Annotated in this window: 14 protein-coding genes and 2 tRNA genes; 9 read left to right on the forward strand and 7 right to left on the reverse strand. The window is 55.0% G+C overall.

Translation table 11 applies throughout. The features are described from left to right. Positions 1 to 13: 13 nt before the first annotated feature. From E5K02_RS17225 to E5K02_RS26180, 3 genes are all read right to left on the reverse strand, one after another. The gene (locus E5K02_RS17225; RefSeq protein WP_135396450.1) at positions 14 to 256 is read right to left on the reverse strand and encodes a hypothetical protein; all 243 of its coding nucleotides are present in this window, start codon (positions 254 to 256) and stop codon (positions 14 to 16) included. 102 nt (positions 257 to 358) lie between these two features. Further along, the gene (locus tag E5K02_RS17230; protein WP_135396451.1) at positions 359 to 1,621 is read right to left on the reverse strand and encodes an alpha/beta hydrolase-fold protein; all 1,263 of its coding nucleotides are present in this window, start codon (positions 1,619 to 1,621) and stop codon (positions 359 to 361) included. 164 nt (positions 1,622 to 1,785) lie between these two features. Beyond that, positions 1,786 to 2,649, reverse strand: a complete 864-nt coding sequence (locus E5K02_RS26180) for a helix-turn-helix domain-containing protein (RefSeq protein WP_135396452.1) — start codon at positions 2,647 to 2,649, stop codon at positions 1,786 to 1,788. Positions 2,650 to 3,007: 358 nt separating this feature from the next. Between E5K02_RS26180 and E5K02_RS17240 the strand changes: the two genes are divergently transcribed. The 4 genes from E5K02_RS17240 to E5K02_RS17255 are packed head-to-tail and all read left to right on the forward strand — an operon-like array spanning position 3,008 to position 13,797. Then, positions 3,008 to 6,661, forward strand: coding sequence for an RHS repeat protein (locus E5K02_RS17240; protein ID WP_135396453.1), 3,654 nt, complete (start codon positions 3,008 to 3,010; stop codon positions 6,659 to 6,661). 56 nt (positions 6,662 to 6,717) lie between these two features. Beyond that, on the forward strand, positions 6,718 to 12,168 hold the full coding sequence (locus E5K02_RS17245) for a DUF6443 domain-containing protein (RefSeq protein WP_167856469.1): 5,451 nt from the start codon (positions 6,718 to 6,720) through the stop codon (positions 12,166 to 12,168). After that, a complete protein-coding gene (locus tag E5K02_RS17250; RefSeq protein ID WP_135396455.1) occupies positions 12,165 to 12,644 on the forward strand; it encodes a hypothetical protein in 480 nt (159 codons plus the stop codon). The genes E5K02_RS17245 and E5K02_RS17250 overlap by 4 nt, the downstream gene beginning before the upstream one ends. A gap of 55 nt (positions 12,645 to 12,699) precedes the next feature. Beyond that, positions 12,700 to 13,797: a lipocalin family protein gene (locus E5K02_RS17255; protein ID WP_135396456.1), complete on the forward strand. Its 1,098-nt coding sequence runs from the start codon at positions 12,700 to 12,702 to the stop codon at positions 13,795 to 13,797. 2 nt (positions 13,798 to 13,799) lie between these two features. Here E5K02_RS17255 and E5K02_RS17260 read toward each other — a convergent pair whose 3' ends face one another. Beyond that, a complete protein-coding gene (locus E5K02_RS17260; RefSeq protein WP_135396457.1) occupies positions 13,800 to 15,008 on the reverse strand; it encodes a sensor histidine kinase in 1,209 nt (402 codons plus the stop codon). Positions 15,009 to 15,379: 371 nt separating this feature from the next. Here E5K02_RS17260 and hemA point away from each other — a divergent pair, with 371 nt between their 5' ends. Then, on the forward strand, positions 15,380 to 16,651 hold the full coding sequence (gene hemA / locus E5K02_RS17265; RefSeq protein ID WP_135396458.1) for a glutamyl-tRNA reductase: 1,272 nt from the start codon (positions 15,380 to 15,382) through the stop codon (positions 16,649 to 16,651). Positions 16,652 to 16,943: 292 nt separating this feature from the next. On the opposite strand, the gene E5K02_RS17270 is transcribed toward hemA, so the two are convergent. Then, positions 16,944 to 17,252: an ArsR/SmtB family transcription factor gene (locus E5K02_RS17270; RefSeq protein ID WP_086594744.1), complete on the reverse strand. Its 309-nt coding sequence runs from the start codon at positions 17,250 to 17,252 to the stop codon at positions 16,944 to 16,946. Between the two features lie 238 nt (positions 17,253 to 17,490). Between E5K02_RS17270 and E5K02_RS17275 the strand changes: the two genes are divergently transcribed. Further along, positions 17,491 to 18,720: a Glu/Leu/Phe/Val dehydrogenase dimerization domain-containing protein gene (locus E5K02_RS17275; protein ID WP_135396459.1), complete on the forward strand. Its 1,230-nt coding sequence runs from the start codon at positions 17,491 to 17,493 to the stop codon at positions 18,718 to 18,720. Between the two features lie 51 nt (positions 18,721 to 18,771). Then, positions 18,772 to 19,917, forward strand: coding sequence for a mechanosensitive ion channel family protein (locus E5K02_RS17280; protein WP_135396460.1), 1,146 nt, complete (start codon positions 18,772 to 18,774; stop codon positions 19,915 to 19,917). 77 nt (positions 19,918 to 19,994) lie between these two features. Here the strand turns inward: E5K02_RS17280 and E5K02_RS26080 are convergent, their stop codons facing one another. Continuing rightward, on the reverse strand, positions 19,995 to 20,909 hold the full coding sequence (locus E5K02_RS26080) for a TerB family tellurite resistance protein (protein WP_135396461.1): 915 nt from the start codon (positions 20,907 to 20,909) through the stop codon (positions 19,995 to 19,997). Between the two features lie 273 nt (positions 20,910 to 21,182). Here E5K02_RS26080 and E5K02_RS17290 point away from each other — a divergent pair. Next, a tRNA-Val gene (locus E5K02_RS17290) sits at positions 21,183 to 21,257 on the forward strand. 20 nt (positions 21,258 to 21,277) lie between these two features. Continuing rightward, positions 21,278 to 21,355, forward strand: a tRNA-Val gene (locus E5K02_RS17295). Between the two features lie 70 nt (positions 21,356 to 21,425). On the opposite strand, the gene E5K02_RS17300 is transcribed toward E5K02_RS17295, so the two are convergent. Continuing rightward, positions 21,426 to 22,694 carry a hypothetical protein gene (locus E5K02_RS17300; protein WP_135396462.1) on the reverse strand — a complete coding sequence of 423 codons (1,269 nt, stop codon included), beginning with the start codon at positions 22,692 to 22,694 and terminating at the stop codon, positions 21,426 to 21,428. Between the last annotated feature and the right edge of the window lie 66 nt (positions 22,695 to 22,760).

Genomic DNA, 22,760 nt, shown 5'->3' on the forward strand with positions numbered 1-22,760 from the left:
GGCCTGCCTGTATTTACGCCACCGATTTGCCCAGCACCCGGCGTAGCACCTGCTCCAGCGCATCCAGGGTCACCACGTCGCCCTGCACCAGAATACGGCCGCGCTGCCAGAGCAACAGCTTGCGGGGGCGCCCGTCTTGGCCCGTGGTGCAAAACATGGGGCCGCCCTGGGCCGGGCTGGTAGTAGGGCGAGTGTAGAAGCCGGGGCGCTGCTGCACAAACCCGTAACGAAGCAGCGTGTCGTGGAAATACTGCATAGTCTAACCAGATAGAAGCTCTAAAAAGCAGATACGCAGTTTACCCGAAAACAGGCAGCCAGGGCAGCTGGCTTTCGGGTAACTAAAACAAGGCACCGCGGCTCAGGTGCCCTTGCGCCGAACCGGCTTCTGCTGCAAGGCCTGAAGCTTCTGCCGGGTTTGGGGGTACTCATTCAGTGTCAGAGCTTTGCTAAACTCCTTTGCCGCCTTCTTTTGGTCGCCCAGGGCCAGGTAGTAGTCGCCCAAAGCATCATACACATTAAAGCTTCCGGGGTAATTCTGCTGGTTGAGCTGGAAAAACGCGTAGGCCGCGGCCAGGTCTTTCCGGCCCAGAAATGTGTAGCCAATCCGGTTGACTAGCCCTTCCGGCGGCAGCACCGCATACCCCAACTGCCGCGAAACCGCCTGGCAGCCGCGCAGCAGGGAGTCGCGCATGGAGGCTGCACTCAGCTTGCTCACGGCGGGCTCCAGCACCGGTACATTATCGACGGACAGAAACCGGTGGGCACTGAAAGCGTGCAGCAGGGCATCGTAGGTGCCGGGCAGGGGCACGGTGTTGTGTCCCTCAGCGCGGTAATACTTACGGGCCCAGCGCAGCCCGTTGGCGGAATGTTGCTGGAGGGCCGCTATAAAATCGGGTACGGCCAGCAAGGCGCGGTGCTCTACTGTGTTGTGGGCGCGGGCGGCCACTGTATCACCCACCTCCTTGAAAGCCGTGGCTACCGGCAGAAACAGTGTCTTGTGGGCAAACTTAGGCTGGGCCAGCAGCGCGTCGGCCTCGCGCACCAGTTTGGTATCGTCCCACCACAGGCTGGGGTCGATGGCGACGTAGCCCTGAAACAGGTCGGGGTGATGCAGCAGGGTATGCACCACAAACAGTCCGCCCAGGGAGGTGCCGATAAGCATGCGGTAAGACGTGGTAGCGTAGGCCGAATCGATATGCGGAATCAGCTCCTGCTGCAGGAAGCGGGTGAAATTTTCCCCGCCGCCCGAGGTAGTGGCACCCCGCCGGTCCATGTAGAGGCCCGATTCAATATGCGTAGGCGTCAGGTCCCGGATTCGGTCGGTGTTGTGAATGGCGACGATAATAGCTTCGGGCACCACCCGCTTCTGGCTTAACTGCTCGAGGATAGTAGCGGTACTCTGAAACTGGCTTTCCCCATCCAGCACGTACAGCACGGGGTAGTGCTGCTTGCCAAACAACGGGTTGCCAGCACTTTCGGGCACGTATACGGAGTACGTGCGCGTCTCCTTCAGAACACGAGAATGCAGCTGCTTCGGGGCAACAGTCGGCAGCCCGGATTGGGCCTGGGCCCGGCCGAAGAAAACATTGCAAACTAGAATTAGAAATACGGCAAGCTTCATAAGACAGGTCAACTAGAATAGGTAGAATCAATACCTGCCCACGGGAGTAAACGGCAGTGCCGGAGTAACTGCGCAACACAGCGAAGGTTACAGAGCCCGTTATGCTTTTCTAAGGAAAACTCCAGGCGCCTGATTTGCAGCCCGAGCCAGCTACCGCCCCAGTTTTAGCGGCCCTGCTCCAAGCGCCGCACCCGCTCCAGCAAGTTCTTCAAATCCGCTTCCAGGGCGGCCACCTTGGGCTCGGCGGCCACCTCGGCAATGGGCAGGTGCCAGCTCAGCCGGCCCTGCACGCTCCACATCTCCAGAATATCGGCCGGGTCTACCTCCCTATCGGCTACGTCGGCAGCCTCCGCCTTGAGCAGCAGTACGCCGGCCGGTTGGGCTGGCCGGAACACGCGCCGCACCAACACGGCATCCCTTGTTATTACTACGCCTAGCCGGCCATTCTCAATAGTTGTGGCACTTGCAAAACGTCCAATTACCCAATCCTGAACCGCCAATGTGGGCAGCATACTTGCGTCGGCCACTTGGAAGCAGCGGAAAGTACCTCCTTGTACTTCCGGCAAGGCCAGGGCCATGACTGGCAGAGCTTGGTAGAATTTTGAATCGGTACGAAGACGCGGGTACTGGTGGAGATGCTCTTCCCCTATCATATGAATAGCAGACGCACCGAGCCTATCCGTGGTTACCACCCGGGGCATCGGGCGCTGCGCTTCCCCATACCGCACCGGACCATCTTCCTGGGCCAGTGCTATTGCGGGGCGGTCTTCTTCAGTTCCGTACTCCTTAACAGTGCTAGAAATCTCAGAAACGGGCTCAGGCTCGTGACTAGGATTGGTAAACAACCAATTCAAGTCGACCCCTCTGGCATGCAAAAAATGAATAAATTCTTTGGGTAAGCCCTCTTTCCGCCCATTTTCCAACTGGCTAATGTCACGTTGGGACAAACCGCTGGCTTGGGCCATTTCTAGCTGAGTCATTTTAAATTCCTGACGAATAGTGCGCAGTTTGCCAGGAATCCACTCCATGTTTTTTGTTAAAAATCACATTCAAAATTTGGATATCATTCTATTATTGAATAGAATTGTATCCTCTACTTGTAACAAATATGCTTATCCCTGTTGCCCAATGCAAGTAATGACTATGTACTGCTAGGTGCTTTATCGGAAGAGGTCTGCTCAATGGACCTTTTCTATTGTCTTTCTCTTATTTGGCAGCTGCCAGGCTTCCAGTAAGCTTTCATATTTAAATCAGTCTTACTTAGCTAGTAAGGCTGCCTAGCCACTGTGTGGCTGCCCCGCCCCTTCCTACTACTATCCTATTTGCGCTACTCTCCTATGGCTTTGTGTCCTAGGCTGCCTTGTTCTGTCCTTTACTGTATATCCTATGAACCCACATTTCTACTCAATCTGTGCTTTTAGATGGCGCTACCCCCTGCTTTTAGTGCTTTTCCTATTAGCGAGGCTTCCTGTTACGGCCCAGTCGACGGAGCGCTTAAGCGTTGGTACCCCACCACCACCGGAAGCGGCTGCACTGGGCAAGTTCTCAGAAATCCCGGTTAGTTTATACTCTGGGGTTCCCAGTATTACAATTCCCATTTACGAAGTACAGCTTCGCGGCCTTACGCTGCCCATTAGTTTAAACTATCATGCTAGTGGGGTGCGGGTGACAGAAATAGCCAGCTCCGTAGGGCTGGGCTGGGCCTTGCAAGCAGGCGGCAGCATTTCCTCGACGGTTCTGGGAAAGGATGACTTTTCTCCCACCGGCTACGCTAATGGCGCCTGGCCTATCCCCAAAGACCGGCCTTTGAGCCCTCTGTATACCAGCAATGACTACCTGTTCTGCATGAGGGCAACGGGTACCTCTCCGGCCGGTACCCCCCCATTTGTGTACACCTCCAGCTTCGATACCCAACCCGACCTATTCTACTACAGCATGTGCGGGCGTAGCGGCAAGTTCTTCCACACCCAAGAAGGCAACACCCACCCCGTGCCCTATGAGCCAATAACGATTGAACGTGGCAATGGCTACACCATCGTGGATGAAAAAGGCAATCGGTTCTTTTTCCAGAGTCAGGAAATAGCCACAACCTACATCATTCGTCACGGCGGCCGCTCATCCCCGCAGGATGACTACGCGCCCAGAGCCACCGTCTTTTACTTATCGCGCGTGGAAACACCTAACCACGAGAGCATTACGCTGGCCTACGACACCTTATCGTATAGCTATAACAGCTTGGGCAGCTACACGCGCTACCGTACGTCGGGCAACAGCCCGGGCTGCGCCGATAAACAGCCGACATCTACCGAGAACCATACTCGGGTAGCAGGCCTACGCCTCAGCGCTATTCGCTCGAGCCGGGGCGACTGGGTAGAATTTCAGTACAGCACCTGCTACCGGACCGATTTGCCGGGAACGAAGGCTCTGAAGCAGATCCGGATTCATAAGGGGACTACGGTTCAAGACTTTCAGCTGGGGTTTGGGTATTTCAACATTCCCCAGGCCAAGTCGGACTGCGACCGGGCAGCGCTGGTTGAGGGTCCGCCGCAGTGCCGCCTAAAGCTTGTCAGTGTCACGGAGACAGGCAAGCCTAGCTATAAGATTACGTATCGGGAAGATTTGCCCTTCCCAAGCCGACTAAGCCAGGCCCAAGACCACTGGGGCTACTTCAATAACAACCAGGGACCGTTGTTACCCGCTGAGCCCGGCAAAGGATTTTACACCGGCGGCAACCGGGAGCCCAACGTAGCGATGATGCAGACTGGCATTATTAAGTCGTTGCGCTATCCCACAGGTGGATGGACGGAATACGAATTTGAACCGAACACCTATCAGCACGCGGCTGGCACTGTTACCCGCGACAGCCTGGTTTCGCCTTTGGCTTTTTATGCCGGCCAAGACGATGACTCGACACCCACTGCCGGCATCAGCAAGGATACACTGTTAACCTTCACCGTGCCGTCGACAGTACAGCCCTACTCTACTGAAGCGCGCTACAAAACGGGATGCGGGTACACCACTCCCCAAGGCTCTCCGCAGTTTTTGGTAGAATTGAGTGGCCCCAATAATTACCGAAGGACCTTCGGCAACTCCCCCAGCACCCTGAATGCAGTAACCGAACCCCTGGAGCTGACACCCGGAGAGTACACATTGAAAGCTACGGTGTATGGCTACTGCCCAGATGACTTTTTTCGTCTCTCCTGGACTGAAGCAGTAACCCGAAATGTGCCCGCTGCCAACCGCCTAGCCGGGGGCCTGCGAATACGGGAAATCAGAAGCTTTGCCAGTAAGCATGATGCCGGGCCGCTACGGCAGCGCTACCTCTACAGCCCCCTGCAAGACTCCACTCTCTCCAGTGGGCGTATCCAGTCTATTCCAACGTATTCTTATAACACAATCGAGAACCGCTATTCCGCCATTAATGCCTTATCAGTGGAGGGCGAGTGCCGCTACATAGCCCAGTCGTCCAGCAGCATAGAGCCATTGGGCAACATCCAGGGTGGTAACGTGGCTTATACCTCGGTGCAGGTCTTCAAGGATAAGCGCGGCGAGCATGGTATGACCCATCATCTGTTCTCTTGGAAAGAAGACGAAGCCTCCTACGGACACGGCTATCCTTTCACGCCACCTACCAGCTTCGACTGGCAACGAGGCCTGCCGCTACAAGTCACCCAGTATGCCCGCAATGATAACATGGACGGCTACCGGCCTCTTCATCGGGTTGTCAACCATTATACGCATAATTATACGCCACCTGGCGGAGGCAACTGTGAGGACTGCAGCAACTATACGCTTCCAACTCGCCCGAACGAAACCCATGCCGTAGGCCTCAACATTATCGTGCAACGACCAGAATTCTTTTTCCAATCAGGTAGTATCCCATCCGTAATTCCGTCAGAATTTATTCTTCAATCATTTAAGTATATATCGGCCTGGAGCTATCTAAAACAGAAGGACGAATATTTCTATCATGCTTCCGATAGTACCAGCTTCCGACTTATCAAAACGCTTTATTCGTACGATAACGCCAAGCATGCTCAGCTAACGCGCATTCAAACCCTAACCAGCGCGGGCGATACGCTAACGACCAAGCATTTGTATGCCTTGGATTACGATACAAGCCACGTTTCTTCAGCCGAAGCAATTGGGGTTCGGTCCCTAGCTCGTCGCCATATGCTAACCGATGTTCTTGATCAGCAACAATGGCTGCAGAAGAACCATACGTCTTACCTCATTAGCGGAAAAATAGTCCAGTATCGCAATGGCTTGCCAAGCCTGGATTTGGCCTTGCAGGTAGCCGCCCCGATACCAGCCCAGTCATTTATTTCTTCTTCTATCACTGCTGGACGCTTCCAGCACGACCCACGCTACCGGCCCACGCTGTTCTATGAGCGGTTTGACAACCTCGGCAACATCCTGCAAGCTCGTCAGGCGCAAGCGGGCCCACAAAGCTTCTTATGGGGCTACTCGGCGACGCAGCCTATTGCCAAGGTTGTGAATGCGGAGTATAGGCAAGTGGCTTATACCAGCTTCGAGCCCAACTGCCCCAGCCGGTGGCGATACGCGGCAACGGCGGTAATACCTGGTGGGCACACGGGCCGCTATGGCTACCAGTTGCTCCACCCGATACAGTGCGACTCCCTCCCGGCTGGTGCATACCAACTCTCGCTCTGGGCCAGTAGCAAACCACAGATTTATCAGAATGGCATCCTTTTACCGGAACTCCATCAACAGGCTCCCAGCGGTGCTGATGCAAATGGTCTTCGACAATTCAGCTATACCCTACAGCTCAACGAAGCCCAAAATAGAATACTGCTGCTAGGTAGCCAGGCGCTGCAGTTGGATGAGCTTCGCCTCTTGCCTGTTGGGGGGCAGCTTACTACCTATACCCACGACCCTTTAACGGGCATTACGTCGCAAACGGATGCGACCGGCCGCACTACCAGCTACGAGTATGACTCACTCGGCCGGCTGGAGCGCACCCGCGATGAGCACGGGAATATTCTTCGCCAGCAGGAATACTACTACGCGCGGCCTTAATTCTCTCATCACTGCTATTCTGGTTTTGTCGCCTACCATTTTACTCTATGGCTTGTATGCGTATGCCCACTGTTTTTGGCTTTTTAGTCATTTTATTACTTGCCCTGGGAGCCAATGTCACGGCTCGAGCCCAGGCATTTGAAGGACAAATCCCCGATTCTACTGAACTGCGGGTTCTGCGCCAATTCTACTATGCAACCAACGGCCCAGACTGGTCCCGGAACGACCATTGGCTGGAAGGAAGCACAGTAGCAAGTGCTGCCACCTGGTATGGAGTGCAGGTCACGGGAGGCGATGTTACCAGCCTTAGCCTGCCCGCGAATAATCTCTCGGGGCAACTCCCTTCTAGTCTGGGGCAACTCTCGAAGCTACTATCCCTGCTACTTAGCGGCAACAACTTGAATGGCCCTATTCCTCTTTCTCTAGGCCAAACCGACCTAAGCAATTTAGACTTGAGTAACTGCCAATTGACAGGCTCAATACCCGCTGAATTAGGCCGATGCAGCAATATGTCGTTCCTCAACTTAGGTTCCAATCAGTTAATAGGCATTATACCTACCAGTCTGGGCCGCCTCCGGTTATATCAACTGATACTATCCAATAATAAGCTAACAGGTATAATTCCTAACGCGCTGGGGCGAATCACAACTCTGAGTACACTCCAGCTGAGCCACAACAATCTGAAAGGCGCCCTCCCCGACTCACTACAGTTTCTTACTAACCTTACTTACTGCTTTCTGGATCACAATGCACTAACCGGAGACATTCCGGCTACTTTAACTCGCTGTTACAATCTCAGTCAATTAGATCTTAGCTATAATAACCTGACGGGAGCACTACCTCACACTTTTACAACTCTGCCACGATTACACGCTTTAGTTTTAACTCACAATAACTTAACAGCTATTCCTTCTTGGGCAGGGGCAGGAAATATTCCCGGTTTTGTGTTGGCCCAAGAAAACTATCTAGACTTTGGCTCGATTGAACCAAACTTTATTCGTTCCGGCCAGAGTTGGCCTTCTCAATTCGACTATAGCGCCCAACGAACCGGCTTACCAGATACAGTGAGGGGTGTGGCTGGTGCCGCGAAAACGCTCCATCGGGGCATGAAGGGCACCCTAAACCACTACCAATGGGAACGTCATATTGGCAATAGTTGGGTGGACGTGCCTGGGGCAACCGATAGCACACTCACCATAAGTCATCTTACAAGCGCGGACGGCGGACTGTATCGGGTTCGAGTCTGGAACGATATGGCCACATCTTGGGGTCATTACACTTATTTGTATACCCGGCCGCAGTATGTGCTAATTGTACCCTACCAGCCCTTGGCTGAAAACTTACCTGTGGACAACGAAACTGGTTATGCAGTTACTGATCTTTTAGCGCCCCATGCTTTTACCGGAAGCACTGATTCACTTACCGTCAACTACGTCCGCACTTTCAGTGCCCGGGCTGCCATACCGCAGGCCAATAGCTTACGCAAAGCAGCCGTAGATTCGGCGCAAGTTAAAACCGAGTACATCGATGGTCTGGGTCGCCTTATGCAAACGGTACTCCGGCAGGAATCGCCCCTGCGGCGCGACATTGTGCAGCCCGTTGCGTACGATGATCTGGGCCGGCAAGGGAAGAGCTACCTACCTTACACAGCCGCCACTACCAGCAACGGCACCTACCGGGCCAATGCAATCCGGGAACAGTACGAATTCTACCATGACTCGCCGCCTGGACCTGGCAGCCCGACTGATGGAATTGCCCGGACTGGCGTTCCGTACAGCGAATCGGCTTTCGACGCTTCTCCATTGAATCGAGTAGTGGCCCAGGCGGCACCCGGTGAAGCATGGCAGCTGTCGACCGACCACGTCGTGACCTTGCAGGAACGGCCTAATACGACAGCCGACGCCGTGCAACGCTACACGGTAGGCTACACAACTCAGGCCGCAGCCCTAACACCCCAGGGCGGGTATGCAGCAGGCCAATTGTGGGTAAAAGAAACCCGGGACGAGCAACGGGTCCGTACCCTGGAGTTTCAGGACAAGCAAGGTCAGATTGTGCTGAAGCGGGTCGAGACGGGCACGCCCCAGCAGCAGTCGCCCCAGTGGCTCGACACCTATTACGTCTTCGATGACCTGAACCGGCTGCGGGCTGTTTTGCCACCGAAAGCGGTGGCTCTGCTTCGCACTCAGCAGTGGCAGGTAACGCCCGCTGTAGAAAATTTGCTATTCCGTTACCGTTACGACGACCGAGGCCGCCTTGCAGCCAGGCAGGTCCCTGGTACGCAGGGTGAAACTCAATTAATTTATGATCAGCTCGACCGAGTTATTCTGAGTCAGGATGCCGCACAACGGCAACGGCACCAATGGTTATTTACCAAGTACGACGCTCTGAATCGACCAGTACTCACGGGATTGTGCGTCCGAAATGCAAGTCAGGACTCACTGCAGGCGGAAGCTGGCCGCACCATGGCTCAATTTGAGCACCGCACTAGCAACAGCCCATATTCTTATACGCTCACCCAGGCCTATCCTCAGCTCACGCCACAAGCGCGCTTCACGGGCGCTCAGGTTCTGACGATAACGCACTACGACGACTACAACTTCGACAATGACGCAGCGGGGCAGCCCGATGCCGCTTACGATGCACAATACGACAGCCAGTTTGCAACGGGGCGGGCGCCCCAGCCGGATACCCGCGTGACCGGGCAAGTAACCCGTACCCGTACGCGCGTGTTGGGAGTGCCAGAGTCCGCACCTGGAGCCTGGCTGACGACCACTACATTTTACGACGACCAATCCCGGCCCATACAGGTGCGCATGACCAATGCCCGGGGCGGGGAAGATATCAGCACTACGCAGCTCGACTTTGCCGGCAAGGTGCTCAAAAGCTATACGGTGCACTCCGACCCGCACACTCTTCCAGTGCCCGTCGCCGTGGCCGAAACCTTTACCTATGATCACACGGGGCGCCTTTTGACCAATGCGCAGCAGATTACTGGCGAAACTACTCCCACTATTCTAGCCCGCCTGCACTATAATGAACTTGGCCAACTCCAGCAGAAACAGTTGGGACTCGGGCAACAGAGTCTGGACTATCAATACAACATCCGAGGCTGGCTCACCCACCTCAACGATGCCGCTCAGCGCGACCCGAATGACTTGTGGGGCATGGAACTCTACTATGACCATGGCTTTACCCGCAACTACCACCAATACAACGGCAACATCACGGGCCAGAAATGGCGCAGCAAAGCGGACACCATAACCCGCGCTTATGGCTACATCTATGATAAGAGCAACCGCCTGCTGCAAGGCGACTTCGTAGCCCGCGCTGTCAATGGCACCTGGACGGCTGAAAAGCAGAACTACGGCCTGCACTACATGAGCTACGACGAAAATGGCAACATCCTGACCATGCAGCGCCGGGGCTTGGTTGCAAATGCCAGTACTACAGCCTCTAAGCAGTATGGCTTCATTGACAAGCTGACCTATGCGTACCAAGGCAATCAGCTGACCTCGGTGCAGGATGCCATTCCGGCCACTGCCCCAGTTGGCAGCTCATCATTGGCCGGCGACTTTCAGGATAACCGCGCTACTGCTCTGTCCCCCGGGCCAGAATATACTTACGACCTCAATGGCAATTTGACGGCCGACTACAACAAGGGCATCACCAGCATTGCCTATAACCATTTAAACCTACCCCGCCGCATTACGTTGGGCAGCGACTCCATTGTATTTCGCTACACGGCTACTGGCCAGAAAGTAACCAAGCTGGTATATCAAGGCCAGAAACCCGTTCAGCAAACCGACTACGCCGGCAGCTTTCAATATGAACAGGATTCTCTGCGCTTCTTTCCCCATGCCGAAGGTCGGGTACTGCGCTTTGCAACCCGCGATGACGCGAACCAGCTCCAGGTGCGCTATACCCGTGAGTATAGCCTGAAAGACCACCTGGGCAACCTGCGCCTAGCTTACCGCACCGGCGACTCAGCCCGCTATGTGGCAACAATGGAAGCAGAGCCAACCTCCGTGGCTCGCCGCGAGGAGCAGCAATTTGACTCTGCTAGTGTCGTTCGCTCCCGCTTCAATGCTGGTGTCGATGCACGCACCGGTACGTACGTGGCGCGCCTCAATGCAGCTTTGGGTCAGCCCCTGGGCCCTATTAAGATTTTGCGTGTACAGAAGGGCGATACTATTCGCGTAACTGCTGCGGGAATGTATCATCAGGAGGTGCGCTCTACCAACTTTACCTTCTCCTTATTAAGCTTCGTAGCCAACTTACTGCAACAGCAGCCCAAGGTATCGTCTGGTGCGGAAACGGCTCCGAAACTTCGCCCCTTACCTTTCTTAGGCCTGAGTCTTTCTTTATTACCAGCTCTACAGCAACATGCGCGCGTTCCGAAGGGCTACGTTCGTTTACTGGCTTTCAACAAAGATTCGGTTCTTGTTCACAACCAAACCCAACAGCTTACCAGCGCTGCACATGGCCACTATGAAACGCTACACACGAAGTTTGTGGCCCCTGCCGATGGCTACGTGCAAGCCTACGTCGGTAACGAAAGTGACACCGATGTTTTCTTCGATGATATAGAGGTACGCTACAACCCTACCCTGCTCGTGCAGGAGAACCACTACGACCCGTGGGGGCTCAACCTAGCTGGAATCGAGCGAGTTGGTGGTGTGTTAGAGAATAAATTTCAGTATAATGGCAAAGAAAAGCAGCTTGACTTAGGACTCAATTGGCAGGACTATGGCGCCCGTATGTATGACGCTCAATTAGGCCGCTGGCACGCTGTGGATCCGTTAGCTGAATCATACATTAGCTGGAGTACATATAATTATGTAAGAGACAATCCTGTTCTTCGACTTGATATTAATGGGAAATGGGATATTACAGTTCATTCATATAGCAATCGGAGTAAATATGGCTACGGTATCGCTGTAGTGACTGACAACAGTGGAAAAGAAGTATATTCTTTCAAAGTTAGGTTAGAAGGAGACGGCGGAAGAGACAGGAAAAAGAAATACGCAGATACTCCTATAGGCACATATGATATTCCAGATAAAGACATGTGGAAAAATGGCGGTAGCAGAGATGCTTATGGCCCTAATGATCGTTTAATTTTAACCCCTGAATCAGGAGAAATAGTAGAAACAGGGCGTGACGATATAAGAATTCATGGTGGTCGCCAAGAGAAATATGATCCTAAACTAAAGAAATGGATTCCCATAGGCAAGCCCAAGTTGGGTGTAACTAATGGATGTTTAAGGGCCTTTGATGAAGATATGAAAGAGCTTAAAATGATAACTACTTGGCTGGAACAAAGCGATGAAGAGGAGAAAGGAGGCAAACTTGTAATTGTAGAGGATTTGCAGGAAACGAACAACTTGTTACCCCTCGGAAAAACATATAATATGAGAACTACCAAAGAGCAAGATGCTCAAAATAAAAAGCAGAAAGCTCAACAAGACTTTATAAACCTCTTAAAATGCTTTAGCATCACACAATGAAACTTACACATGCCCTTTTAATAGTCAGTTCCTCCGCTCTTTTAAATTGTCAAGACAAAACACATGAAGTAACCTCATCAGAAAGCAAAAAAAGCAACACAACTATATTAAATATCGATCGTATTTCGAGCGCTTATAACATTAGCCATAGCAACGACTTACTAGACACCCTTAACAATATTGCTTGTAATGCAGACGGAGAAATCTCGGAACATTTAGATGTGATTTCTACTAAATTATACCGTGAATCTTTTCAACAATTTATTGAATATTTATTTAACAATCCAGGATCCTGTATTGAGAATTCACTTATTAGAGGAACTAGCGCAAGTTTATTCACTGAAGATCTTGAAAACAGGGACACAATAATAAATGACATGAGGAATCAAATCAGCAAAAGCGATAAGATAAATAAAGAGCAGAAGAAATATGTAATCAGCTTATTAAGTAAAGTAAACCTTAAGTCATTGGATTGAATATATAAAGCTATTAAACCAAACTTTTTACCCCAGGAAAGGCTTTTCTTGGGGTATGAAGAATCTCCTGCTCTACACCCTTCTACTCTTCACCACGGCCTGTGCCCTCAAGCCGACCAACAAGCACGATGTCTTCCAGGAACGGGCCCAGCTTCCCCAGGAAGAAGCGCCTCACCTACGAAACTCCCTCGAGTGGTGGTACTTCACAGGTCATTTGAAGGATAAGGCTACCGGAGAAATGTATGGGGTAGAATACGTTTTCTTCCACTTCAATCCGACCGGCAAGAAGGACTGGCAGATGGTGAACTTTGCCCTGACTGACCCGCAGACCAAGCAGTTCCGCTACGACTATAACCTGGTGGGACTGCCGCAGCTGTTGCCCGCTACGCTGCCGCTGAACCTCTCCATGGAGAAGAAAGCGCAGCGCTGGAGCCTGACTGGGCAAGAAGGCAGCTACCATCTGCAGGCCCGCATGACGACGCACGCGGGGCAGGCTATTAACCTAGTTACGACGCCCGCCAAGCCGGTGCTGCTACACGGCGGCACCGGTTACGAGCAGTATGGGCCGGTGGCGAAAGCCGGTTATTACAGCTACTCCCGCCTGGCTACGGCCGGCACCATCGAAATCGAGGGCAAGCAGCGGCAGGTAGAAGGCGAGCTGTGGTACGACCGGCAGTGGAACTGCAACTCGGTTATGGCAAAAGATGCGGGGTGGGACTGGATCAGCATTCAACTCGATGAGCCGCGGGAAGAAATCATGGCCTACCGGCTCCGCAATAATGTCAGCGGGGAAAGCATCAGTGGCGGCTCGCACTACTCGGCCCGCAATGAGAATATTCACTTGGCCAGCACCGACTTCCAGCTCGAGCCGCTCGAGTTCTGGCTTAGCCCCCGCTCCAAGCAGCGCTACCCCATCAAGTGGCGGCTGCGCATTCCCAGTCAGGGCTACGACCTGCTGATTGAGCCCGTCATTCCCAATCAGGAGTTGAGTCTGCGGCTATTCAAGGCCATCAACATGCACTACTGGGAAGGCATGTGCAAGGTCACGGGCACGCACAACGGCAAGCCCGTGACGGGCAACAGCTACGTGGAAATTACCAACCCCGGCACCGTGAAAACAGCCCGTAGCTCGGCTTCAGCCTCCGCTCAATAGCCTTAGCCGTTCAGTACCACCCGGAAAGTGGTGCCTTTCCCTACCTCCGACCAGCGCACGTAGAGGCGGCCCTGGTGGTAGTTCTCAATGATGCGCTTAGCCAAAGCCAGGCCTAGGCCCCAGCCTCGTTTCTTGGTAGTGAAGCCGGGCAGGAAGACAGTTTCAATCTTGCTTTTCGGAATGCCCTTGCCCGTGTCGGTGATATCGAGGGCAATGAGTTGCTTGCCTTTGGCTGCCCGGCGCAGGTGCAGGGTGATATTGCCTTTACCGTCCATGGCATCGACGGCGTTTTTGCAGATGTTCTCAATGACCCAGTCGAACAAGGGCACGTTGATTTGGGCGGGCGTATCAGTAGGCAGGTCAGTCTTGATTTCGAAGACTACCTTTTTCGACACCCGGCTTTGTAGGTAAGCAATGGCATTTTTGGTGGCCTGCAAGATGTTTTCGTCCTTCAGCACGGGCACCGAACCGATGTTGCTGAACCGTTCGGTAATGATTTCCAGGCGGCGCACATCCTTGCCCAGCTCATCCACAATGGGCTCATTCTGCCACTTTTCAGAGTCCTTGAGGTAGGTATGCCAGGCCATCAGGCTGCTGAGCGGAGTACCGAGCTGGTGCGCCGTTTCCTTGGCCAGGCCCACCCACACGCGGTTTTGCTCGGCGCGCCGGGAATAGCTGAAGGAAAAATAAGCCATGACACCCAGGCAGGCAATAACGGCCAGCTGCACCAGCGGGTAGGTCCGGAGCTGGGTAAGCAGTTGAGAGTCCTTGTAGTAAATGTAATTCCGCAAACCCGCTCCTAGCTCCACCACAATGGGCGGGTGCTGGAGCTTCATGACGGCAATTTCCCGGTGCAAAAAGTCCAACGCCACCTTCTCCGACACGCCCTTGGGAATATCCACATTGCGGGTACCCAGAATGTTGGCCTCTCCATCGGTGAAAATGATGGGAATGGTGGTATTGGCATTGATGATTTCTTCGAACACGAAGTTGGTATTCGAGTCGACTTCCGAATTGATGATAAAGCGCTGGGCCTTGGCATAGAGGTCAATCTGCTTCTGCTCCCGCTCCGAAAGGCGCTTCACCAGGATATTGGTATACACCACCGTGGCCGCCGCAATGAGGATGGCGCCCGCCAGGATGCCCAGCTTGATTCGGGACTTTTGGTCGTAAATGGGTAACACTTGCCGGGGAAGGGAAAAAGAGGCCATGAAGCGTGAGCAGAGAAGTTCTTCTCCTGAAGCGAAAGCGAAGGTAAGCAGCGCCCAGCTGTGCCGGCACCTGGGCCTGCTAACGCCAGAACCCGGTCGGGGTTATGCCCGCGCCGCCAACTGTTAATGAAGCACAGTACTTCCGGCCCAGGCAACCCAAGCGCAACGGTAAACGAGTATGCCGGTAGATTTTGTCTCCGCGGGCAAATGATTTTTGTCAGGCAGGCGCAGTACAATATGCCCTTTAAAGCCCGTAAGGCTAGTTTCTGGAATACTCCTACCTTCTCTCGAACCTGGGGAGCGTATCAACTGTTTCAGACTATCGAATTACGCCGTAATTTTGCCTTCTACAATACGCCGTAGCCCCAGCTATGCTCCATCCATTTAAGGCTGTTAGCCTGTCCTTCAAGAAAGCCCCACTCGAAATTCGGGAGTTGATTTCTTTGGACGAGGCCGCCTGCCGCCGCTTCCTGCACACCCTTCACCACGACCTGGGCCTCACCGACCTGCTCGTGCTAAGTACTTGCAACCGTACCGAAGTCTACTACGCCGCCGACCGGGACCAGAGCCCGGGCATTATCGAGGCGCTGGGCCAGCTCAAGGGCCTGACCGACGTAGCTGCGTATTTCCCTTACTTCGACATTCTCGACACCTACCAGGAGTCGGTACAGCACCTTTTCGAGGTAGCTATGGGCCTCGACGCCCAGGTAGTCGGCGACCTGCAGATCAGCAACCAGGTGAAGCAGGCGTATCAGTGGTCGGCGGATGCCGATGCGGCCGGGCCGTTTCTGCACCGCTTGCTGCATACTATTTTCTTTACCAACAAGCGGGTACAGCAGGAAACCAGCTTCCGGGATGGAGCCGCCTCCACCTCGTATGCGACCTTGGAACTGGTAGAGGAACTGACGGCCGACATTGCCAATCCTCGGGTACTGGTAGTGGGCCTGGGCGAAATCGGGGCCGATGTGTGCCGCCATTTTGCTGATAGTAAGTCCTTTACCGACGTCACGCTCTGCAACCGCACCCGCGCCAAGGCCGAGGTTCTGGCCGCCGAGTGCAGCCTACCCATTCTTGACTTCGAGAACCTGGTGCAGGGCATGAAAGATGCCGACGTCGTGATTTCCTCTATTTCGCACGACACGCCCTTTTTTACCCGCGAAATGGTCGAGCGCCTGGATGTGCTGAGCTACAAGTTTTTTATCGACCTCTCGGTGCCCCGCAGCATCGAGGCCGATGTGGAGAACGTCCCCGGCGTGCTGGTATATAACATCGACGCCATTCAGAGCAAGGCTTCGGCCGCTCTAGAGCAGCGTTTGGCCGCCGTGCCCCAGGTACGGGCCATTATTGCCGAAAGCATTGTTGGCCTCTCCGACTGGACCAAGGAAATGATGGTGTCGCCCACCATCCAGAAACTCAAGAATGCCTTGGAGCAGATTCGGCAAGAAGAGATGGACCGGTTCCAGAAGAAGATGAGCCCCGAGGAAGCCAAGCGCATGGACGAAGTCACCAAGTCTCTGATGCAGAAGATCTTGAAGCAGCCCGTCCTACAACTCAAGGCTGCCTGTAAGCGGGGCGAGGCCGACCAGCTCATCGACGTCCTCACCGACTTATTTGATCTGGAAAACCAGCCCACGCACGCATAACGAACCATTTTGTATCGTGGCAAGTCGTTGGCAATCCGTCCGTTGCGCAGTACGACTTGTTCTTGCACTAGAAAGCCCCTTCCTACGCGCGTAGGAAGGGGCTTTTCATATTGAGAAGCCGTATTGACGCCGCTTGGTACGCGGAATGTCCTTGCTCCCTCACCATGACACGAGTGTTAGCGCCTTGGCACATTCCTCCACAGCAGCACATTAACCAAACTTCTTCCCACGAAAAAAGGGCCGTCGGTAGGCGGTCCTTTTTCATTTTTTCGGCGAAAAAACGGCTTGAGTATTACAGCGTGTCGCAGCAATCTTCGAGCGAATCAATTACGTCGAGCAGTTTTGGAATCGACAGGGAGTAATAAATCTTGGTGCCGACTTTGAAGGAAGACAGAATGCCACGGTCTTTCAGCGTAATCAGGTGCTGAGAAGCAATAGCTTGAGGCAAGTCGAGCGAACGGTAAATTTCCGTCACCGTCATCTTATCCTCTTTGCCGAGCAGGTCGACAATGGCGAGACGCTTCGGGTGAGCCAGTACTTTGAGCATGGCTGCAGCCTTGTCTACTTTTTTGGATTCTACGCGCGAGAGCAATGGTTTCATGAGAAAAGTTACAACGGTGGTCCTGCGGGTGGGTCGGGCAGGAATATGCGTAATACGATATTTCTAGGTTTAAGAGTTCCGCTTTCTGAGGATTTTGCCTAGAAAATTTGATTAAAACGTTAATTCCAGCAGCCAAAACGCTTTTTCTTTAACGGCGCCCAAAGACCCCAGCCCCTTGCGCAGGGCTGCTTACCTTTGGGCATTATTTCCACCCACCTCACCAAAAGTATTGCTGCTGATGAAAGACCTGCTGGCCAAATTCGAAAACAAACGCCCTGAAATCGTTTTTGAGTGGAAAGATTCCGAGACGGAAGCCGAAGGCTGGGTTGTGATTAACTCCCTGCGCGGGGGTGCGGCCGGCGGCGGCACCCGCATGCGTAAAGGCCTGGACAAGCGCGAAGTAGAGAGTCTGGCCAAGACGATGGAAGTGAAGTTCACGGTATCGGGCCCGGCTATCGGCGGGGCCAAGTCGGGTATCAACTTCGATCCGCAGGACCCCCGCAAGCGCGGCGTGCTGGAGCGCTGGTACCGGGCCGTAATTCCGCTGCTGAAAAATTATTACGGCACCGGCGGCGACCTGAACGTGGACGAGATTCACGACGTCATCCCGATTACGGAAGACTACGGCCTGTGGCATCCGCAGGAAGGCATTGTGAACGGCCACTACCGCGCCACCGAGCCCCAGAAGATCCAGAAGCTGGGCCAACTGCGCCAGGGCGTAATTAAGGTTATTGAAGATGCGGCCTTCACGCCCGAGCTGAGCCGCAAATACACCATTGCCGACCTCATCACGGGCTACGGAGTGGCCGAAGCCGTGCGGCACTACTACGAGCTCTGGGGTGGCCGCGACGTGCGCGGCAAGCGCGCCATCATCCAGGGCTGGGGCAACGTCGGCGCGGCAGCGGCTTACTACCTGGCTACCCAGGGTGCCCGCATCACCGGCATCATCGACCGGGCCGGGGGGCTGCTCAAGCCCGAAGGCTTTTCCCTGGCCGAAATTCGCCAGCTCTTCCTCGACCGCAAAGGCAATGCCCTGACGGCGGACAATTTGTTGTCCTTCGAGGAAATCAATCAGCAGATCTGGACTTCGGGGGCGGAAATATTCATTCCGGCGGCGGCTTCCCGCCTCGTCACGCGCGACCAGGTGGAAAAAATGGCTCAGAGTGGACTGGAAGTTATCAGCAGCGGCGCCAACGTACCTTTTGCCGACCCGGAAATCTTCTTCGGCCCCACTGGCGAGTACGCCGACCAGCACGTGAGTGTGATTCCCGACTTCATTGCCAACTGCGGCATGGCCCGGGTGTTTGCCTACCTGATGGAAACCAACGCCGAAATCACCGACCAGGCCATTTTCGGCGACACCTCCCGCATTATTCGCCGGGCCCTGGAGCGCACCCGCCAGCAGGGCGACAGCACCACGGGCGTAGCCCAGAAGTCGTTTGAAATGGCGCTGCGGCAGTTAGTATAGTGTCTCGGGGGCGTTAGTACCTACACCCCAAGGCCAAGCTTATCCAAAGAAATGACCATTCAAGAAATTCTGAACTTCCGTTTTCTGGGCAACAACGTTGGGGCTTACCTGACCTGCCTAGGCATTCTGCTGTTTGGCTACGCCTTCAAAACCCTGCTTTCCCGGCTGTTGTCCAAGCTGGTGTTCCGCTTTATCCGCCAGCGCACCGAAGGCGTGAGCGAGCTGCAGTTTCAGGCCCTGCTGATTCAGCCCGTTTCCATCGTGGTGTTCCTGGTCACGGTGTATCTGGCATTTCAGGTGCTCGATTATCCGGTGCACAGCTCCGAGCTAAAACACAACGACCCCTGGCCGCAGGTAGCCTTGTTTCGGCTCTATCAGCTGGGCATTATCTTCGGCATGGCCTGGATCCTGCTGCGCCTGGTCGATTTTCTGGAGCTGGTTTTCCGACGGCGGGCCGAATCCAGCGTGTCGCGCCTCAACGACCAGCTGATTCCCTTCGCCAAAGACCTGCTGAAAGTACTGGTCCTGACCTTCGCCTTTCTGGTTATGCTGGGCCGGGTGTTCGGCGTCAATGTCACGGCTCTGATTGGGGGCTTGGGCATCGGGGGCTTGGCCGTGGCCTTTGCCGCCAAGGAAAGCCTGGAAAACCTGATTGCCTCCTTTACCATTTTCCTCGACCGGCCCTTCGCCGTGGGCGACTTGGTGGAAGTAGGCGGAGTAACGGGCACCGTCGAAAAGGTCGGCTTCCGCAGTACCCGCCTGCGCACGGCCGAAAAAAGCTACGTCACGGTCCCCAACAAGTCCATGATTGACAAGCCCCTGGACAACCTGAGCCTGCGCACGGCCCGGCGCGTTACGTTCACGCTGGCCCTGAGCCACGCGACGACCAGTGAGCAGCTCCGCGGCATTGTGCAGGATGCCCAGCAAACCATTCAGGAGAACCCGATGACCAACAACGACGTGCAAATCAAATTCACGGCCCTCACGCCGGCGGCCAAGGAAGTCACGGTGCAGTACTTTGTTGAAACCACGAATTACGACGAGTACATGAACGTGAAGGAAGAGCTGAATTACCGGCTGGTGGAGCTGGTAGAAAAGCACGGTGGCTCATTTGCCAGCACCGGCACCACCATCGTGCAGGTCGGCAGCCCCGACCGGCTACGCGGCCTGCAATCAACTGAGCAGCCCGTTTTGTAAAAGCTGGCCTAGGCTTGCATATGCAAAAAGCCCCGGCAATGTGTTGCCGGGGCTTTTTGCTTGTATATACGCGGCACCTAGCGGCCGCCGAACAGGCCGCCGAGCAGGCTGCCCATACCGCCACCACCGAGCAGGCCACCCAGGCCGCCGCCGCCCGCGCTGCGCGGAGCCGAGCCGGGCACGCCACCCAGGCCACCCAGGATAGAGGTCAACGAGCCCAGGCCGCCGCTACCGACGTGCGTACCCTGCTGGGGGTAGTTGCCTTGAGCTCCGCCGCCCATTACGCCGCTGAGCAGGCCACCACCGAGCAAGCCCCCGAGCAAACCGCCCATCGTGCCACTGCCGCCCATGGCACCGCCGAGCAGGCCGCCCATCGTGCCGCTACCGCCCAGTACGCTGCCCAGGCCGCCGCCCATACCGCCCATGCCAGCCGAGCGGCCGCCCCGGTTCATCACGCCCGATATTACCATGGGCGCCACCACGCCCAGCAAGCCGGCCATCAGGGCCCCTTTTGGAATGCCAACGCTGCTTAGCTTATCCGTAACGCCGCTGAGGAAACCCTGTTTAGCGGGGTCCTGCGGGTTATGCGGTACCGAAGCAGCCTGGTCAACCACACTTTCCAGGGCCTGGGTCTGCTGCTGGTTGATGCCCAGGTAGGCCGCCATCTTATTTACCATCTCCTCCTCTGTATTGGAGTAAGCCCCGTCGGCGCGGGCGAAGCTGATCAGGTCCGTAATAAGGGAAAAACGCAGGTCGCTGCCGCGCAGCGTATCCAGGTTGTGCTTGATACTTTCATTGGTAGCATCCTTGGCGGCGCTTAGCACCTGCTGGGTCGCCCCGCCGGAGAGGCCAGCCGACTGGGAAAGTTGCTGCAGGAATTCAACTTCCGCGGCTGAAGCTTCCCGGTCGGCGGAGGCCAGGCTGGCAATAACACTTAGATAAGCGGCTTTTTCTTGGTCAGAGTAATTCTGCAAAAGTTGGGTATCTTCCATGGATAGAGGAGCAAAGGGTGAGAGAATAAACCGAAAACCTTAACGTCATTCCTCTGATTAGGTTGAATAAGGGGTAACCACTCCCGCTCTCTACCTGCCGCCCAGCTAGAAGCTCAGCATTGTATGCTTGTAACAGGCCTTACAGAAAATTCTGATTGTAAAACAGTTGGAAGGAACACGGGCAAACTCTGGTAATTTTCTGCTTGAAATTTCAGCAAAAGGGTTGCGTAATCGAAAACGACCTGCCATATTTGCATTCCCAAACGGGACCCCGGGAGATTAGCTCAGCTGGTTCAGAGCATCTGCCTTACAAGCAGAGGGTCACTGGTTCGAACCCAGTATCTCCCACTTTTCTTGCATTACCCCTCGGGAGATTAGCTCAGCTGGTTCAGAGCATCTGCCTTACAAGCAGAGGGTCACTGGTTCGAACCCAGTATCTCCCACCAAAAAAAGCCACTTCGCAGTATTGCAGAGTGGCTTTTTTGTTATTTCCCCGTCTCTTCGCACTCGGGCCCTTTACTTGCTGCTGTCGCGCAGGCGCTGCCAGACGATGAGCGGATAGAGCAGCAAAGCCGGCTCGGCGAAATAGCGCCAACGGAAACCCACAAAAAAAACCAGGCTCAGGAGCCAGACGACCAGCAGTGGCGTGAGCAGCAACACGTCGGCCCGCCGGAAATACAGGCCCCGATACTGTACGAGCGTGAGCAGCACGGCCAGCAGGAAGGCCCCGTGCACGCTGGCAGTAACCGGGTTGTAGCCCGTGCGGGGAGCATCGGCAATAAAGTTTTCGGGGGAGAAAAACAGGAGGGTTTTGCGCAGCCAGAGCCTGGCTTCGGCCGTGGGATGGGCTCGAACCCACTGCTGGGCCAAAGCGGCCCGGGCGCGGCTTTCCTGGTACTGGTCGAGCGAATCGAGACGGGGAATATGCGCCCGCACAAACTGGTCGAAGGCCCCGGCCGGCTCGTCCCAGTCGAACATGAACCGGCCCTGCGTGACGGAGTTGTGCCCCTGCAGCAGTTCGAAACCGGCCTGATTGCTCAGCGTCCAGGCTCCGAACATTCGGTGGTTTTTCAGTAGGATAGGCGCGTGGGCGGCTACCAATAAGGCCAAGGTAAGCAGGGCCGTGCGCCAGGCCGAGAGCTGCAATGGCTTGCTCTGCCGTAGCGTTAAGGCCAGCCACGCGGCAAATAACACGCCGTAGACGGCCAGCAAATAACCACGCAACAGGCAGGAGACAGTCACTGCCGCGGCTACCAGCAGCGTTTCACCCCGCTGCTGGGGTCGCCCGCTCTGCTGCCGCAACAGCTTATACACCACCCATATCAGCAGGGGCAGCGCCAGGTTTTCGTACCACATGTAGGCTCCGATGTAGTAGACGGCCGACGGATAGACAGCCCAGGCCAGCGCCCCAGCCCAGGCCCAGGGTGGGCTCACCCCAAAAAACAACAGCGTGCGGTGCAGATACAGAATCCCAAGTATGTAAGCCGCCACGCTCAAGCCATAGACCAGTAAGGTGAAGTAGTGCTTGGGCAACCCGGCTTGTTGCCAGCCGATATAGACAAAAACCGGAAAGCTGGCGTGGAAGGAGTCGGGGCGCAGTTGCTGCCGTACCGGGTCGAGGCTGACGTAGCCCCGACCGGCCAGGTAATTGTCGGCAATACGGCCGTTGCGCCGCTCGTCGTAGTTCCACTCCAGACCCGGGTTCAAACTGAGCTGCAACACCAGCTTGAGCACAGCCAACACCAGGATTATCAGCCAGACGAAACGAGGAACGGAGCGTAGCACGGGGGCAAAGGTTAAACGCAGAAGAGGCGAAGCCGAAAGCCAAAGGTTATGATTTAAACGTTAGAG

The sequence above is a fragment of the Hymenobacter metallicola genome (assembly GCF_004745645.1).
GTDB lineage: Bacteria > Bacteroidota > Bacteroidia > Cytophagales > Hymenobacteraceae > Hymenobacter > Hymenobacter metallicola.